A 17,054-nucleotide genomic window follows, 5' to 3' on the forward strand; every position below is an offset into this window, starting at 1 on the left:
ATGAAGAAGACGCTATTGGCCGTCGCGTTGCTGGCAGGTTCTGCCGGCGCCGCGCAAGCCGCCGACTCCGTGACGCTGTACGGCTTGATCGACGCCGGTGTCGGATACGAGCAAGTGAAGTTCAACGGTGTGTCGCAAAGCCGCTTTGGCGGCGTGCAGGGCGTGAGCAGCGGTTCGCGCTTTGGCCTGCGTGGCACGGAAGATCTGGGCGACGGCCTGCGCGCCGTGTTCACCCTGGAAGGCGGTTTTGGTCCGATGAACGGTAAGTCGGCGCAAAACGGCCGCCTGTTCGGCCGTCAAGCCACGGTGGGCCTGGACAGCGATTCGTGGGGTCGCCTGGAATTTGGCCGTCAGACGAACCTGGCTTCCAAGTACTTCGGTTCGATCGACCCGTTCTCGATCAGCTACAACACCGCCAACATGGGCACCACGTTCGGTAGCGCCAACACGCTGCGCCTGGACAACATGGTCCTGTATCAAACCCCCAGCCTGGGCGGCTTCAAAGCTGGCATCGGCTACTCGTTCAGTGCCGACGATTCCATCAGCGACACCAAGCAAGTGGGCTTCGCAACCGGCAATAACAACCGTGTGCTGACTGCCGGCGTTCAATACGTTAACGGCCCGCTGAATGTGGCTGCTGCCTATGACCGCTTTGATCCTTCCAACGATCGTCTTGGCGGCAAGGATTCGGCTCGCATCCAGGAATACATCATTGGCGGTTCGTATGACTTTGAAGTCGTGAAGCTGGCTGCTGCGTTTGGCCAGACCCGCGACGGCTGGTTCCTGGGCCAGAACATGGGCACGACGCCGGACGGCATGACGAATCTGGGCACGTTCAAGCTGGCTGATGGCTTTCGCGCCAACTCCTACATGATCGGCGCGACCGTGCCGCTGGGCCGCCACGCCATCTTTGGTTCGTGGCAGCGCGCCACCCCGGGCAACGACAAGCTGACGGGTGATGACGCCACGTTCAACGTCTACAGCCTGGGCTACACCTACGACTTCACCAAGCGCACCAACCTGTACGCATACGCCTCCTACGGCGACAACTACGCGTTCCAGCACGATGCGCGCGACACCGCTGTTGCGATGGGTGTGCGTCACCGTTTCTAAGCGCAAAAGCGTCTGGCTGAACCCTGCTGAATGCGCGGCTTATCTCCGTGAGCCGCCGAGTGACAGCGAACCCCCCCCTAATTGGGTTTAGCCGGACGCCTTGGACGCGCAGAAGGGAAGGGCCTCCATCTGGAGGCCCTCTCGCTTTCTAGTCCTTGGATGTCATCGACAACCGGGCTACAGGAACAACTTGTAGGCGGGGTTTTCGGTTTCGTTCCAGTGCGGATAGCCGAGCTCGGCGACAAAGTTCTTGAACAGCTTCTTGTCCGCCGGCGGCACCTGGATGCCGATCAGGATGCGGCCGTAATCGGCGCCCTGGTTGCGGTAGTGGAACAGGCTGATGTTCCAGTCCGGATTCATGGCATTCAAAAAACGCATCAACGCACCCGGACGTTCAGGGAATTCAAAGCGGTACAGCAATTCATTGCGCGACAGCGCAGACCGTCCGCCCACCATGTGGCGCAGATGGGTCTTGGCCATTTCGTCGTGGGTCAGATCCAGCGTGTCGAAACCGTGTCGGCGGAAATTCGCGGCGATCTTGTCGGGCTCGGCCGCCGATGACACCTGGATGCCGACGAAGACGTGCGCGCGGTCCGAATCCGAAATACGGTAGTTGAATTCGGTCACGCTGCGTTCGCCCACCAGCTCGCAGAAGCGGCGGAAGCTGCCGCGCTGTTCCGGCATGGTGACGGCGAAGACGGCTTCGCGCATTTCACCGACTTCGGCGCGTTCGGCCACAAAACGCAGCCGGTCAAAATTCATGTTGGCGCCGCAGGCAATGGCAACCAGCGTCTTGCCTTTCAGATGGTGTTCGGCCACGTACTGCTTGGCGCCGGCAACCGCCATGGCGCCAGCGGGTTCCAGCACGCTGCGCGTGTCCTGGAATACATCCTTGATGGCCGCGCAGATCGAGTCGGTGTTGACCACCACGAAATCGTCCACGTATTGGCGCGTGAGCTTGAAGGTTTCCGCGCCGACCATTTTGACCGCAGTGCCATCCGAGAACAGCCCCACATCGTTCAACTGCACTCGCCGGCCAGCGCGCACGCTGCGCAGCATGGCATCGGAATCTTCGGTTTGCACCCCGATGATCTTGATCTCGGGGCGCAGCTGCTTGATATAGGCGGCCACGCCCGCAATCAGGCCGCCGCCGCCGATGGCGACAAAGATGGCGTCGATCGGGCCGGGGTGCTGGCGCAAGATTTCCATACCGACGGTGCCCTGGCCTGCAATGACGTCGGGGTCGTCGAAAGGATGGACGAAGGTCAGCTTTTCTTTCTTTTCCAGAATCTGCGCATGGGCGAAGGCGTCAGAGAAACTCTCGCCAGCCAATACGACTTCACCGCCCAGACGGCGCACGGCGTCAACCTTTACCTGCGGGCTGGTCGTGGGCATGACGATCACAGCGCGGCAGCCCAGCCGGCTGGCCGCCAGCGCCACGCCCTGGGCGTGGTTGCCGGCCGATGCCGCAATAACGCCGCGATTTCGCGCAGCCGGCGTCAGGTTGGCCATCTTGTTATACGCCCCGCGCAACTTGAAGCTGAATACGGCCTGGGTATCTTCGCGCTTGAGCAGGATCGTGTTTGCCATCCGCTGCGACAGCAACGGCGCTATTTCCAGCGGAGATTCGACCGCGACGTCATAAACCTTGGAAGTCAGGATGCGTTTCAGATAATCAGTGGACATGGACTGCGCGTGGCGACAAGAGTGGGGGGCGTGGGCCAGATTATTGCAGGGAAAGCCGCGTAGGCAGTAAGGTTTCTGCCGCTCTTCCCGCAGGTTGGACGCTGGCGAGCGCAATGATTCCAACAGAGCCCGGCACGCGGCTACACTCGCGCATCATGGAAGAAAGTCTCTTATCCGCGGTTCATTGGTTGCTGGAGATGCTGGCGTTGCCCTCGGTGGGCCTGTCCGCCATCTTCACCGTATCGCTTGTGTCCGCGACCTTGTTGCCGCTGGGCTCCGAGCCGGCGGTGTTCGGCTACATCAAACTTTCGCCAGACATGTTCTGGCCGGCCATCCTGGTGGCGACGGCAGGCAACACCATTGGCGGCGCAATCAGCTACGCGATGGGCCTGGGCGCCGAAAAGGCTGTGCAACGATGGAAAGAAAAGCATCCGCATCCCCACCCGGACGCGACGGAAGGCGGGCGGATGCGCGGCCGTTGGAACGAGCGCGCTCATAATCTGTTGCACCGCATGGGGCCGCCGGCCCTGCTGTTGTCCTGGCTGCCTGCCGTGGGCGACCCCCTGTGCGCGGTAGCGGGATGGCTGCGGCTGTCCTTTTGGCCCTGCGTCGTCTACATGGCCATAGGCAAATTCTTGCGGTATCTGGTGATGACCGCTGGCCTGTTGTGGTTCTTTCCCGGCCAGATTTAGCACTGACACTTAACTTAATCGGGGACGGGTTATACCGCTTTCCCCCCGCTTTTTGCCGGCTTCCCAAGGGTATTAGGGGTCAAGTCCGGTCAATGACATAAAATAGTTTTTTATGGGCCCCTCTTGCAGCCATGAACGCCCCACTCGCCAGCCACATTTTGAACGGGGCGATGCCGCCCGCAGCACCCGCGCGCTTGCGCGAAATTCCCTACAACTACACGTCATTCTCTGACCGCGAAATTGTCGGCCGGCTGTTGGGCGACGACGCCTGGAGCCTGTTGAGCGATCTGCGTGGCGAACGCCGCACCGGCCGTTCCGCACGAATGCTGTACGAAGTGTTGGGCGACATCTGGGTGGTGCGCCGCAACCCCTATCTGCAGGACGATCTGCTTGATAACCCCAAGCGCCGCAAGCAGCTGATTGATGCCCTGCATCACCGGCTGGGCGAGATCGACCGCCGCCGCGAACCCGGCCAGCCCACTGAAGAAGGCCATGATCCGCGCCGCGACGAAAAAGTCGTTGGTCTGCTGGCGCGCGCGCGTTCCGCCATTGCGGCCTTTGAAGGTGAGTTCGATCAGACCACCATGATGCGCAAGCAGGCGCAAAAGGTGCTGGGCCGGATCACGGCGCGCGACAACATCAAGTTCGATGGCCTGTCGCGCGTGTCCCACGTGACGGACGCGACCGACTGGCGCGTGGAGTATCCCTTCGTGGTGCTGACCCCGGACTCCGAAGACGAGATCGCCGCACTGGTCACCGCCTGTATCGAGCTGGGTCTGACCATCGTCCCGCGCGGGGGCGGCACCGGCTATACCGGCGGCGCGATTCCGCTGACGTGGAAGTCGGCCGTTATCAACACCGAAAAATTCGACAAGCTGGGCAAGGTCGAGTCCTGTATCTTGCCCGGGCTCACCGAGCCCGTGGCCGTCATCTATGCGGGCGCCGGCGTGGTGACCAAGCGGGTGTCCGAAGCCGCCGAAGCAGCGGGCTTCGTGTTCGCTGTCGACCCGACGTCAGCCGAAGCCTCCTGTGTGGGCGGCAACATCGCCATGAACGCGGGCGGCAAAAAGGCCGTGCTGTGGGGCACCGCGCTGGACAACCTGGCCTGGTGGCGCATGGTTGATCCCGACGGCAACTGGCTGGAAGTGTCGCGCCTGGAACACAACATGGGCAAGATCCATGATGTGGAGATGGCCCGCTTCGAACTCAAGTGGTTTGACGGCAAGGGCAAGCCCGGCGAACGTCTGCTGAAGACCGAAACACTGGAAATCAAAGGCCGCGTGTTCCGCAAGGAAGGTCTGGGCAAGGACGTTACCGACAAGTTCCTGGCCGGTCTGCCCGGCATTCAGAAAGAAGGCTGCGACGGCCTGATCACGTCGGCGCGCTGGGTGTTGCACCGCATGCCGCGCCACACGCGCACCGTCTGTATGGAATTCTTCGGACAGGCGCGCGACGCCATTCCGTCGATCGTCGAGGTCAAGGGTTACCTGGATGGCGAGGGCAAAGCCCGCGGCGCCATTCTGGCCGGGCTTGAGCATCTGGACGAACGCTATCTGCGCGCGGTGGGTTATGCCACCAAGAGCAAGCGCGGCGTGCTGCCCAAGATGGTCCTGATCGGCGACATCGTTGGCGACGATGATGATGCCGTGGCCGCTGCCGCCAGCGAAGTGGTGCGTTTGGCCAACACGCGCCATGGCGAAGGCTTTGTCGCCGTCAGTCCTGAAGCGCGCAAGAAGTTCTGGCTGGACCGCTCGCGCACCGCTGCGATTGCGCGTCACACCAACGCGTTCAAGATCAACGAAGACGTTGTGATTCCGCTGCCCCGCATGGGCGAATACACGGATCACATCGAGCGTATCAATATCGAACTCTCCACCAGCAACAAGCTCAAGCTGCTGGGCGCGCTGGACGCCTACCTGTGCACGCCGCTGCCGGTGGGCAAGGCTGACGATGCGGACATCGAAAGCACCCGTGCCGAAGTGCTGGCCGAGCGCACGCGCCAAGCGCTGGAATTGCTGGGCGCCACGCGCCAGCGCTGGCAGTGGTTGCTGGACAATCTGGACCTGCCGCTTGCTGAAGCTTTGCCGGAATTGCAAGGGCTGGGCCTGGGCGATGTGCACGCCGCGCTGTCCGACCGCCTGGCCGCGCAGCCGCAAGCGCGTCTGTTTGACGTCGTGCAGGACCGCACGATCCGCGTGTCCTGGAAGGTCGAGGTTCTGCCCGGCTTGCAGCGCGCGTTTTCGGGCGCTGCCTATAAAAAGATTGTGGATGAGCTGATCGCCATCCATGGGCGCGTTCTGAAGAGCCGCGTGTTCGTGGCGCTGCATATGCACGCGGGCGACGGCAACGTCCACACGAACATCCCGGTCAACTCGGACGACTACGAGATGCTGGGCGAGGCTCATGCCGCCGTCGAGCGCATCATGCAGATCGCCCGCGATCTGGATGGCGTGATCTCGGGCGAGCACGGCATCGGCCTGACCAAGTATGAGTTCCTGACCGAAGCCGAACTGGCTCCGTTCCAGGACTACAAGCGTCGCGTAGACCCCAACGGCCACTTCAACGCCGGCAAGCTGATGCCGGGCGCGGACCTGCGCCACGCCTGGACGCCCAGCTTCAACCTGATGGGCCACGAGTCGCTGATCATGCAGCAAAGCGACATCGGCGCGATCTCGGAATCGATCAAGGACTGTTTGCGTTGCGGCAAGTGCAAACCCGTGTGCGCCACTCACGTGCCGCGCGCGAACCTGCTGTATTCGCCGCGCAACAAGATCCTGGCAACGTCCCTGCTGGTGGAAGCCTTCTTGTATGAAGAGCAGACCCGGCGCGGCGTCAGCTTGAAGCACTGGGAAGAATTTGAAGACGTGGCTGATCACTGCACCGTCTGCCACAAGTGCTACAACCCCTGTCCGGTGGATATCGACTTCGGCGACGTATCGATGAACATGCGCGCCGTGTTGCGCCGCATGGGCCGCAAGTCGTTCAATCCGGGCACGGCCAGCGCCATGTTCTTCCTGAACGCCAAGGACCCCGCCACGATCAACGCCACGCGCAAGGCGATGGTGGGCGTGGGCTACAAGGTTCAGCGCGCCGCGCATGATTTGTTCTCGGGCCTGGTGAAGAAGCAGACGGCCAAACCGCCCGCTACCGTGGGCAAGCCGCCGCTGCGCGAACAGATCGTGCACTTCGTGAACAAGAAGATGCCGGGCGGTCTGCCCAAGCAGGCCGCGCGCAAGCTGCTGGATATCGAAGACGCGAACTACGTGCCGATCATTCGCGATCCCAAGGCCACGACGGCCGACACGGAAGCGGTGTTCTACTTCCCCGGCTGCGGCTCGGAACGCCTGTTCTCGCAAGTGGGTCTGGCCACGCAAGCCATGCTCTGGCATGCAGGAGTGCAGACCGTGCTGCCGCCGGGTTATCTGTGCTGCGGTTATCCGCAGCGCGGCAATGGCATGACGGACAAAGCCGAGCAGATCATCACCGACAACCGGGTGCTGTTCCACCGGGTCGCCAATACGCTGAACTACCTGGATATCAAGACGGTGGTGGTCAGTTGCGGCACCTGCTACGACCAGTTGTCCGGTTATGAATTCGACAAGATCTTCCCGGGTTGCCGCCTGATCGATATTCATGAATATCTGCTTGAGAAGAACATCAAGCTGGAAGGCGCCAAGGGCGTGCGCTACATGTATCACGACCCCTGCCACACGCCCATGAAGCTGCAAGAGCCGATGAAGACGGTGCGGGCGCTGGTGGGCGACGATGCGGTCAAGAGCGATCGCTGCTGCGGCGAGTCGGGCACGTTGGCGGTCAGCCGGCCCGACATTTCCACTCAAGTGCGCTTCCGCAAACAGGAAGAGTTGCTAAAGGGTGATGCCGCGGTGCGCAGCGATGGTTTCACGGGCGATGTGAAGGTGCTGACGTCCTGCCCGTCCTGCTTGCAGGGCCTGTCGCGCTATGAAGGCGACACCGGCATGGAAGCGGATTACATCGTGGTCGAAATGGCGCGCCACATCCTGGGCGAAGGCTGGATGGAAGACTACGTAAAACGCGCGAATGCCGGCGGCATTGAGCGGGTGCTTGTGTAGGCTGGGGCACCCCAAAAAAAAGCGCGGCCAGAACTTAACTGGCCGCGCTTTTTTATGCCTGATCGGATTACTCCAGCTTGATGTTGGCCTTCTTGATCACGTCAGCCCAGGCAGCGCGTTCCTGCTCCGCATAGGCTTTGAAATCCTGTGCCGACATCGGCATCGGGATCACGCCCATATCCAGCATTTTCTGCGAAACGGCAGGGGTCTTGAGCGTGGCGTCCAGGTCGGCCGACAGCTTCTTGACCACGGCTTCCGGCACGCCGGCCGGACCCACCAGACCTTGCCAGGCATAAGCCGTGAAATTGGCGACGCCTTGTTCTGCCATCGTCGGCGTGTCAGGCAGCACCGAGACGCGCTCGGGGGTGGCTGCGGCCAGGACGCGCAGCTTGCCCGCCTTGACGTTGGGCAGACCAGAGGCCAAATCGATGAACATCATGTCGACCTGTCCGCCCAGCAGATCCTGAATGGCGGGGGCGGCGCCCTTGTAGGGCACGTGCAACAGATTGGCGCTTGTGCGCTGCTTGAATAATTCCAGCGCCAAATGGTGCGGAGAACCGGCGCCGGCGGACGCTGCCGTCAGCTTGCCCGGTTCCTTTTTGGCGGCGGCCAACACATCGTCCACCGTCTTGTACGGAGAATTGACGTTCACCGCCAGCAGCAGCGGGAACTTGGCAATGCCGCCGATGTACGTGAACTTGGACGGATCGTAGGACAGCTTGGCGTACAGCGACGAGTTGAAGGCCAGGGTGCCGGAGTCGGCCGTGCCGATCATGTATCCGGTGGGTTCCGACTGCGCAATGGCGGTCGCGCCGATGATGGTGGCCGCGCCGGGGCGGTTTTCAACCACGATGGTCTGGCCCAGCGGTTTTTCCAAACCGGATGCGACTGTGCGGGCGACCACATCGGTGCCGCCGCCTGCGGGGTAGGGCACGATCCAGCGGATCGGTTGCGTAGGCCAGGATTGGGCGGATGCAGCGGTTGCGGCCAGCGACAGGGCGGCCAGCGCCAGCAGGCGCTTTGCGTGGGATTGCATGGGGTGTCTCCTCGTGCGGGTCTGTATGAGCGCGACGTCGGCTGCGTCTTGTTTTGCGTCGTCAGTCTGCGTCGCTATTTTTGCGTCGCTATTATGCCTCGCGTTCCCAGCACAAGGGGGCCGGATGGCCCCCCTGTTTTCCCGCAGTGCACCACGCCCTATCTATTGCGGATCGGGATAGGTGCGGGCGCCGAAGATCGCCGTTCCGATGCGCACTTCGGTCGACCCTTCTTCAATCGCCAATTCAAAGTCGCCGCTCATTCCCATCGACAACCGGTCGAGCGTTATGCCTGGGATATTCTCGGCCCGCAGGCGGTCGCGCAGTTCGCGCAGCGCCCGAAAGCAGGCCCGGACCTGTTCAGGATCGGGCGAGTTCACGGCCAGCGTCATCAGGCCTTTGACGTGCAAGGTCGGGTATTCGGTGGCGATCAGCCGCAAGAAGGCTGGCACATGCTCTGCCGCCATACCGAATTTGCTGGGCTCGGACGAGGTTTTCACCTGCACCAGCACGTCGAGCGTCCGGCCCTCGTTTTGCAGGCGGCGGTGCAGGGCTTCGGCCAGGTCGGGGCGATCCAGCGATTGCACTTCGGTGGCGTCGCGGGCGGCGTCGCGAGCTTTATTGGTTTGCAAGTGGCCAATAAGCACCCATTGCAGGCCTTGGCCAGCCAGCGCAGCGGCCTTCTGCCGGATCTCTTGTGTCTTGTTCTCGCCAAAGCGGCTCAGGCCCAGCGCCATGGCTTCGCGGATGGCGTCCACATCGAAGGTTTTGCTGACAGGCAGCAGGACGACGTCTCCGGGCGGCCGGCCGGCGCGCGTGCAAGCGTCGGCAATGCGTTGCTGGATCTGGGCCAAGCGCCCGGCCATGGTGTCTTCGGTGGTCATGCAACCCTCTTGCGGGAACAGAATGTCCCATAGTGTAGGACCCAGCAGGATCGTTTCACCACAATGGTCACATACGGCGTTGACCCTGCGTAATTGGCAGGCTTAGAATTTGAAGATATTTGTTTAGATTTCAATGTTCTAAGCCCTCCGGCGCCGCCCCTTCCGGCGACACGGTTTTCCACCTACCCAGTCCCCCCGCCATGTCCAGCGCAGCGCCAGAATACGTTTTTGCCACGCCTTTCTTGAATCCCCCCGCGTCCCCCATTCGATCGCTCATGCCCTATGCCTTGCGGCCGGGCACGATTTCGCTTGCGGGCGGCTACCCCGCTCAAGCGCTGTTCGACGTGGATGGCCTGTCGATTGCGTCGACGCAGGTGATGTCTCGCCTGGGGGCCTGCCTGCAATACTCCAACATCGATGGCCAGGCCAGCCTGCGTCACGAGCTGGCGCGCTTGTCCGCCGCTCGGGGTCTGCACTGCAATGCCGATACCGAACTGGTTGTGACTGGCGGTTCGCAGCAGGCGCTGGCGCTCTTGACCCGCGTCATGCTGCAACCCGGCGACCACGCCATCATCGAATCGCCCGCATTTCCGAATTCCGTGCAGGCGTTGCGCTATACGGGCGCCACGGTGCACACCGTGACGTCTGGCCCCGATGGTATCGATGTGGACGCGCTGGACGAATTGGCCGGACGTATCAAGCCGAAAATCGTTTGCGTCGTTGCGTCGTTCTCGAACCCCTGCGGCGCCACGTTGACGCGCCAGCGCCGCCTGCGTTTGCTGGAACTGGCGGTCAAGCACCGCTTCCTGATCGTTGAAGATGATCCCTACAGCGAACTGCGCTTCGCTGGAGAAGCCGTGCCCCCGATCACCGCGCTGGCCGAAGGCGAAGCCCGCCATTGGGCGGTCTATCTGGCCAGCATGTCCAAGACGATGGCGCCTGCGCTGCGCATCGGTTGGCTGATCGCTCCGCCCGAAATCCGCCGCCGCTGCGTCAGCGCCAAAGCGGCCGACGACATGGCGTCGTCCGCGTGGATTCAGGAAGTGGTTGCGCAATACCTGGCCAACGGCCGCTACGAAGAGCACGTGCCGCGCATTCGCGCTGCCTACGGCCTGCGCTGCGATGCCATGGCCGAAGCGTTGACGCGCGAGCTCGACGGCCGCGTCACCTTCCGCAAGCCTGAAGGCGGCATGTTCTTCTGGGCCCGCCTGACGGGCGACGTGGACGCGACGCGCTTGTTGCCCTATGCCATCGAGCACGAAGTCGTTTATGTGCCGGGCAAGGCGTTCTACGCTGACGAGGAAAAAGCGGATCTGTTTGCGATGCGCATGTCGTTTGCCACCATGAATGAAAGCGAGATCGCTCAGGGCATGGTGCGCCTGGGCCGCGCGCTGGAAGCGTGTGAAGCCAACGAGCCGGTGTCGATCTCGCTGGCGGCTTGATAGAAGCCAAGCCGGTTCCTACCGGCTTTGGTTATGCTTAGGCCGATCCGATCCGCGCCGCCCGGTGTTGCCTGGCGGCGCGGCATACCTACATAAGCGCTAGTTATTTGGCGCGGGCGCTTCATGTCGATAAGCTTCTCGCCTCGGCGCGTTCTCGCGCCCGGCATAACAGGAATCCAGGTCATGAACATTGCAAAAGGGTTGGCGGGCGCTGCGCTCTTGATGGCGGCGGCGCAAGGCGCGCAAGCGGCGACGTTGGACGTAGTGCGTCAGCGCGGAGCCGTAGCTTGCGGCACGACCACCGGTTTCGCGGGTTTTTCCGCACCCGACGCGCAAGGTAAATGGCAGGGTCTGGACGTGGATCTTTGCCGCGCAATTGCCGCAGCGGTCTTCGGCGATGCCAACAAGATCAAAGTGGTGCCGTTGAATTCGCAGCAGCGTTTCACCGCATTGCAGTCCGGCGAAGTCGATGTGCTGACGCGCAACACCACCGTCACTCAGCAGCGCGACACAGCGCTGGGCATCATCCATGCGGGCATCAATTTTTATGACGGCCAGGGTTTCCTGGTGCCAAAGTCGCTGGGCGTCAAAAGCGCCAAGGAAATCAACGGCGCCACGATCTGCCTGCAAACGGGCACGTCCAACGAGAACACGCTGGCCGATTGGGCGCGCGCCAACAACGTGACGTACAAGCCTGTCGTGATCGAGACGTTCAACGAGGTCGTGAACGCATTCGCCGCTGGCCGTTGCGATGTGTTCTCCACCGACGCGTCGGGGCTGGCGTCGATCCGTATTTCTAAATTGCAGAATCCCGACGACTACGTCGTGCTGCCCGAGATCATCTCCAAAGAGCCCTTGGGCCCCTTCGTGCGTCAGGGCGATGATTCCTGGCTGAACATCGTGCGCTGGTCGCTGTCGGCAATGATCGAAGCCGAAGAGTACGGCGTCACGTCCAAGAACGTGGACGAACAGGCCAAGGGCAACAACCCCAATATCAAGCGCATCCTGGGCGTCACGCCGGGCGGCGGCGCCAATCTGGGGCTGGACGAAAAGTGGGCCTACAACATCGTCAAGCAGGTGGGCAATTACGGCGAAAGCTTTGACCGCAACGTCGGCGAAGGCAGCCCCTTGAAGATCAAGCGCGGCCTGAATGCGCAGTGGACGCAAGGCGGTCTGCTGTACGCGCTGCCAATCCGCTGATTGCGCCAGTTGCTTGCAAGACAATCGCCCCGGATTCGGGGCGATTTTTTTTGACTAGCCCCGCCGGTACAACTGCGCGATCTTCACAAATGCCGTGCGCAGCTCGCGGGTGCCTCCCTGAATGATGACGGGTCGGCCCCGATGCGTAAAAATCACCAGCCGCTTGGAAAACAGCATGGGCACGAAGCGCGCGTAACGCACGTTTTCCCAGGCGACCTCGCGGCGAGTGAACCAGGTCTGGCGCAGTCCGCGGTCATCAATGGTGGTGATGGATGTCTGCATGTGCCACGACACGAACAGCAACCCCAGAAAGCACAGCACCACAACCACCGCCAGCAAGGTGTCGAACGGTTGTGATGGCGCGCGGATGGCTGTGGTTACTACTTGCACGCCCAGCACCGCCAGAATGACCCAGGCCAGGATGCGCACCCAATCTGGCCACGCCTGTCCCGATAGCGGCAGGGGACCAATGGCGCGCAGCAGCGCCGCGTGGTCTTCGGGGATGGGCGAGGTGTCAGTCGTGGTCATGCGGCCCGTTTGGCAGCGATGGCATTGCCCGCACGGCTGGAGCCCTTGCGGTTCAGATGCGCCGACATCCACTGGCCGATATCGACCACGGCGTCAAAGTCCACGCCCGTGTCGATATCCAGTCCGCGCAACATGTACAGCACGTCTTCGGTGGCCACATTGCCCGTGGCGCCCTTGGCGTAAGGGCAGCCGCCCAGACCCGCCACCGAGGTGTGGAAGATCGAGATGCCGGTTTCCAGCGCGGCAAGAATGTTGGCCAATGCCTGGCCATAAGTGTCATGGAAATGGCCGGACACGCGCGCCGGGTCGACAACACGCGTCACCGCCGCCATCACATCGCGCACGCGTTGCGGCGTGCCCACGCCGATGGTGTCAGCGACATCGATTTCATCAACCTGCATGGCCAGGTAGCGCTGCGCCACATCCACCACGGATTCCACGGGCACGTCGCCTTGATAGGGACAGCCCAGCGCGCAGCTGATGCTGCCGCGCACGCGGATGCCGGCTTGACGGGCGGCTTGCACCACGGGTTCGAAGCGGGCGATGGACTCGGCAATGGAGCAATTGATGTTCTTTTGCGAGAACGCTTCGCTGGCGGCGCCGAAGATCACGATTTCATCAGCGCCAGCGGCCAGCGCGCCTTCAAAGCCCTTCATGTTGGGCGTCAGGACGGAATAGATAGTGCCGGGGCGGCGCTCGATGCGGGCCATGACGTCGGCGCCGTCGGCCATCTGCGGCACCCATTTAGGCGACACGAACGATGCGGCTTCCACATTGGGGAAGCCCGCTGCGGCCAGGCGATTGACCAGTTCCACCTTGATATCGGTGGCGACGAATTCCTTTTCATTCTGCAGACCGTCGCGAGGCGACACCTCGACGATCTTCACGCGGGAGGGCAAAGCCATGTCTCTTCCTGGTTCGGTATTAGGTGACGCGGCGCGGGGCACGACTGCGGCGCTATCGTCAATATTAGCGCCATCGCGCAAGGCGCTGCTTGCGCGGGGCCGTCAGGATGATGACCCTACTTCAAGCGCTGGTATCGGCCGTCATCCAGGCGGGCGATGCGGCCTTGCAGCTCTAGCTCGACCAGCTGCGCTTGCAGTTCCCCGGTGTCCAGCGCCAAGCGCGCTTGTATCGTGTCCAGGTGCAGCGGGTCAAAGCCCAGCGCGTCAAGAACGGGATGGGAGGGGAGCGGTGCGGGGGGCTGGACTCGCGTGGCGGGGGTAGCGCTGCCGCCAAGTTCATCGGTGATGTCCATGGCCGTTTCCACCAGCTTGGCGCCTTGGCGGATCAGCGCGTGGCAGCCTCGCGACAGAGGCGAATGAATGGACCCCGGAATGGCAAAGACCTCGCGTCCGCTTTCACCGGCCAGGCGGGCGGTGATGAGTGAGCCGCTTTGCTTGGCGGCTTCAACCACGAGTACGCCGCGCGCCAGTCCGGCCACGATGCGATTGCGCTTGGGAAAGTGATGCGGCATTGCGCCCGTGCCCAAGGGCAATTCAGATACCAGCGCGCCATGCGCGGCAATGCGGTGCGCCAGTTCGCGGTGACGGGCAGGGTAGATGCGGTCAATGCCCGTGCCCATCACAGCGACTGTGCCTGCGCCGCCGGGGCCCGCTTCCAGCGCGCCTTCGTGAGCCGCCGCATCGATGCCCAGCGCCAGGCCGCTGATCACGCGCCAGCCATGCCCCGCCAGGTGGCGGGCGAAGGCGCGGGCATTGTCCTGGCCGCCCGGCGTGGCATTGCGGGCGCCTACCACCGCCAGCGACTGCCCTTGCAGATAGGACAGGTCGCCCGCGACGTAGAGCAGGATGGGCGGATCGGCGATGGTCAGCAGGCTTTGAGGATAAGTGGGATCGGCCAGCGTCAGAATGTGCCGGTCTGCGCCGCTCACCCATTCCAGCGCGCTTTCCACTTGGGCGGCCATGTCGGGCGGCATCGGCGCGGCCAGCTGACGCGCCAGCGCGTCGGGCAGATGCTTGGCCAGCGCGGTTGCCCGCTGCGCGTAGATCTGCTCGGGCAGGCCGAGTCCGCCCAGCAGCGTACAGGCCGTTGCAGAGCCAATATTGGGTTCCAGGGAAAGCCGCAGCCAGGCGGACAGTTCGGCGGAAGTTTGCGTAAGCGGCATAGGGCGAAGCGCGTTGAGGGCGGCGATGGTTCGAGAGTGTCGCATGGGCGGCAGCTGGACGTCGGACCTACCGGGCTCAAAAGAACCTGCGCGGGCAGTGGAAAAATAACCGGGGACGCGGCAATGTCAGCAATGCCTGACTTAGCTGAAAACTATTAGAAATCAAGACTCTAATGAATTAAACTCATGCCTAAGCATCAATCACTGGCGATTTCCTTTCAATGGCTTTACTACCCATCCTTCGTTACCCGGACCCGCGCTTGCACAAAAAGGCCAAGCCGGTTGCCGAGGTCGATGACCGCATCCGTCAATTGGTACGCGACATGGCCGAGACCATGTACGACGCACCGGGCGTTGGCTTGGCCGCAACCCAGGTCGACGTGCACGAGCGCGTGGTCGTGATCGACGTGTCCGAAGACAGCAATCAGTTGCTGACCTTGATCAACCCCGAGATCACGTGGCGCAGCGACGATTACAAGATCTACGAAGAAGGCTGTCTGTCCGTGCCCGGCGTCTACGACGAGGTCGAGCGCGCATCGAGCATCCGGTGCAAGGCGCTGGATATCGACGGCAAGCCTTTCGAGTTCGAAGCCGACGGCCTGTTGGCTGTGTGTGTCCAGCACGAGCTGGACCACCTGGAAGGCAAGGTATTTGTTGAATACCTGTCCAACCTTAAGCAGAACCGTATCAAGACCAGGCTGAAGAAGGCCGAGCGCGAAGCGCTGCGCGACTGATCCTCGTTTTTCCCCCTTTTTTGGTCTTCATCCCATGCGCCTAGTTTTTGCCGGCACGCCGGAGTTCGCCCGTATTGCTTTTGACGCCTTGCGCGCTGCCGGTCATGACATTGCTCTGGTTATGACGCAGCCCGACCGTCCCGCGGGACGCGGACTGAAGCTGACGCCCAGCCCGGTCAAACAGGCTGCGCTGGACGCGGGCATTCCCGTTGCGCAGCCGCGCAGTCTGCGGCTGGATGGCAAGTATCCCGATGAAGCCCAAGAAGCCCGCAAGCTGCTGGAAGAGGTTGCGCCGGACGTCATGATCGTGGCGGCGTATGGCCTGATCCTGCCGCAATGGGTGCTGGATCTGCCACGCCTGGGTTGCCTGAACATCCACGCCAGCCTGCTGCCGCGCTGGCGCGGCGCGGCGCCCATCCAGCGCGCCATTGAAGCGGGCGATGCGCAAACCGGCGTGACCATCATGCAGATGGATCAAGGCCTGGACACGGGCGACATGCTGCTGGAACGCGTGGTGCCGATCACTGGCGAGACCAATGCCGCGCAGTTGCACGATGCCTTGGCGCTGGCGGGCGGCGAGGCCATCGTGGAAGCGCTGAAAGCGCTGGACCAAGGCGGCCTGACGCCCAGAAAGCAGCCGGAAGACGGCGTGACTTACGCCGCCAAACTGGACAAGGCCGAGGCCGCGCTGGATTGCGCGCAGCCGGCCGAGCTGCTGGCCCGCCGGGTGCGTGCCTTCAATCCCGTGCCTGGCGCCAGTATCCGTCTGGCCGGTTTGGCTGACCCCGTTAAGGTCTGGCGCGCACAGGCGCTGGACACGGCCACGACCGCCGAGCCTGGCAGCGTGCTGCGGGCGGATGAGTCAGGCATTGATATCGCCACCGGCCGTGGCGTGCTGCGCTTGCTTGAATTGCAGAAGGCAGGCGGCAAGCGCCAGCCAGTGGATGTCTTTGTGCGCGGCTGGCAGCCGGTCTGAGCCGCGTCTGAACGAGCCGCGTCAGGGTCTGCGGCTGGCCTGTAGATCCAGATAGGCGCCCGCCACCAGCTGTTCAGGTGAAACGCCCAGCCCGGCCATCAAGGTCCGGGCTTCTTCCATGCCCGCTTCGGGGCTTTCGCCGTCCTGAAGCACCACTTCGAGCTCCAGGAATTCTCCCAGCCCTTCGACGCGATCCAGATGGATACGCGTGCGTCCAGTCAGAAATAGCATGCGTTGCTTCTTGACCCGGCCGATCGTGCCGTAGGCCATTGCCAGCGCCTGGCGCAGGGTATCCGGCGAGTCGGTCGGCGAGATCACGTAGAAGCTTTCCTTCGGACCCGTGTCATCCGCTCGACGATAAAAGATCAGCTCGCCCTTGCCATTGGCAAATTCGCGCAGCTTCATGCGCCCATGCGTGCACGCGAAGAAGGTGTCGTCTTGCTCGATCACGACCGGTTCCTGTCCGGACATCGCAGCCGCCAGGGGTTCGATAGCGGCCAGGCTGTCGACCTGCGCTTTGATTTCCACGTTGCGGGCCATGTGCGG

The 17,054-nt window shown here is 62.6% G+C and carries 14 protein-coding genes; 7 read left to right on the plus strand and 7 right to left on the minus strand.

The annotated features are described in order from the left end of the window. Window positions 1–1,113, plus strand: a complete 1,113-nt coding sequence (locus tag RAS12_RS23395; protein ID WP_306941888.1) for a porin — start codon at window positions 1–3, stop codon at window positions 1,111–1,113. A 177-nt stretch (window positions 1,114–1,290) separates the two neighbouring features. On the opposite strand, the gene ilvA is transcribed toward RAS12_RS23395, so the two are convergent. After that, window positions 1,291–2,838 (minus strand): threonine ammonia-lyase, biosynthetic, encoded by a 1,548-nt coding sequence (ilvA, locus tag RAS12_RS23400; RefSeq protein WP_306951590.1) that lies wholly within the window; start codon window positions 2,836–2,838, stop codon window positions 1,291–1,293. Between the two features lie 116 nt (window positions 2,839–2,954). On the opposite strand from ilvA, the gene RAS12_RS23405 reads away from it, so the two are divergent. Further along, a complete protein-coding gene (locus RAS12_RS23405; RefSeq protein WP_306951591.1) occupies window positions 2,955–3,491 on the plus strand; it encodes a YqaA family protein in 537 nt (178 codons plus the stop codon). A gap of 131 nt (window positions 3,492–3,622) precedes the next feature. Continuing rightward, window positions 3,623–7,582: a DUF3683 domain-containing protein gene (locus tag RAS12_RS23410; protein WP_306941889.1), complete on the plus strand. Its 3,960-nt coding sequence runs from the start codon at window positions 3,623–3,625 to the stop codon at window positions 7,580–7,582. 67 nt (window positions 7,583–7,649) lie between these two features. On the opposite strand, the gene RAS12_RS23415 is transcribed toward RAS12_RS23410, so the two are convergent. After that, window positions 7,650–8,618, minus strand: a complete 969-nt coding sequence (locus tag RAS12_RS23415) for a Bug family tripartite tricarboxylate transporter substrate binding protein (protein WP_306941891.1) — start codon at window positions 8,616–8,618, stop codon at window positions 7,650–7,652. A 162-nt stretch (window positions 8,619–8,780) separates the two neighbouring features. After that, window positions 8,781–9,500, minus strand: a complete 720-nt coding sequence (locus RAS12_RS23420; protein WP_306941893.1) for a YggS family pyridoxal phosphate-dependent enzyme — start codon at window positions 9,498–9,500, stop codon at window positions 8,781–8,783. Window positions 9,501–9,700: 200 nt separating this feature from the next. On the opposite strand from RAS12_RS23420, the gene RAS12_RS23425 reads away from it, so the two are divergent. Together RAS12_RS23425 and RAS12_RS23430 are read left to right on the plus strand one after the other, a co-directional pair. Next, on the plus strand, window positions 9,701–10,942 hold the full coding sequence (locus RAS12_RS23425; protein ID WP_306941895.1) for an aminotransferase-like domain-containing protein: 1,242 nt from the start codon (window positions 9,701–9,703) through the stop codon (window positions 10,940–10,942). 183 nt (window positions 10,943–11,125) lie between these two features. Next, a complete protein-coding gene (locus RAS12_RS23430) occupies window positions 11,126–12,142 on the plus strand; it encodes an amino acid ABC transporter substrate-binding protein (protein WP_306941897.1) in 1,017 nt (338 codons plus the stop codon). A 54-nt stretch (window positions 12,143–12,196) separates the two neighbouring features. Here RAS12_RS23430 and RAS12_RS23435 read toward each other — a convergent pair whose 3' ends face one another. From RAS12_RS23435 to dprA, 3 genes are all read right to left on the minus strand, one after another. Beyond that, window positions 12,197–12,670, minus strand: a complete 474-nt coding sequence (locus tag RAS12_RS23435; protein ID WP_306941899.1) for a hypothetical protein — start codon at window positions 12,668–12,670, stop codon at window positions 12,197–12,199. Then, window positions 12,667–13,575 (minus strand): hydroxymethylglutaryl-CoA lyase, encoded by a 909-nt coding sequence (locus RAS12_RS23440; RefSeq protein ID WP_306941901.1) that lies wholly within the window; start codon window positions 13,573–13,575, stop codon window positions 12,667–12,669. Before RAS12_RS23440 ends, RAS12_RS23435 begins: the two co-directional genes overlap by 4 nt. Before the next feature lie 116 nt (window positions 13,576–13,691). Next, on the minus strand, window positions 13,692–14,798 hold the full coding sequence (dprA, locus tag RAS12_RS23445; protein ID WP_306941903.1) for a DNA-processing protein DprA: 1,107 nt from the start codon (window positions 14,796–14,798) through the stop codon (window positions 13,692–13,694). A gap of 221 nt (window positions 14,799–15,019) precedes the next feature. Between dprA and def the strand changes: the two genes are divergently transcribed. Both def and fmt read left to right on the plus strand, forming a co-directional pair. Next, complete coding sequence (gene def, locus RAS12_RS23450; protein WP_306941905.1) at window positions 15,020–15,532, plus strand: peptide deformylase; 513 nt, start codon at window positions 15,020–15,022, stop codon at window positions 15,530–15,532. A 34-nt stretch (window positions 15,533–15,566) separates the two neighbouring features. Next, window positions 15,567–16,508 (plus strand): methionyl-tRNA formyltransferase, encoded by a 942-nt coding sequence (gene fmt, locus RAS12_RS23455; protein ID WP_306941907.1) that lies wholly within the window; start codon window positions 15,567–15,569, stop codon window positions 16,506–16,508. Window positions 16,509–16,529: 21 nt separating this feature from the next. Here fmt and RAS12_RS23460 read toward each other — a convergent pair whose 3' ends face one another. Beyond that, entirely contained in the window at window positions 16,530–17,048 is a 519-nt protein-coding gene (locus RAS12_RS23460) for a class IV adenylate cyclase (protein WP_306941909.1), read from the minus strand. Window positions 17,049–17,054 lie beyond the last annotated feature (6 nt).

It is taken from the genome of Achromobacter seleniivolatilans (assembly GCF_030864005.1).
In the GTDB taxonomy this organism is placed as follows: domain Bacteria; phylum Pseudomonadota; class Gammaproteobacteria; order Burkholderiales; family Burkholderiaceae_B; genus Achromobacter; species Achromobacter seleniivolatilans.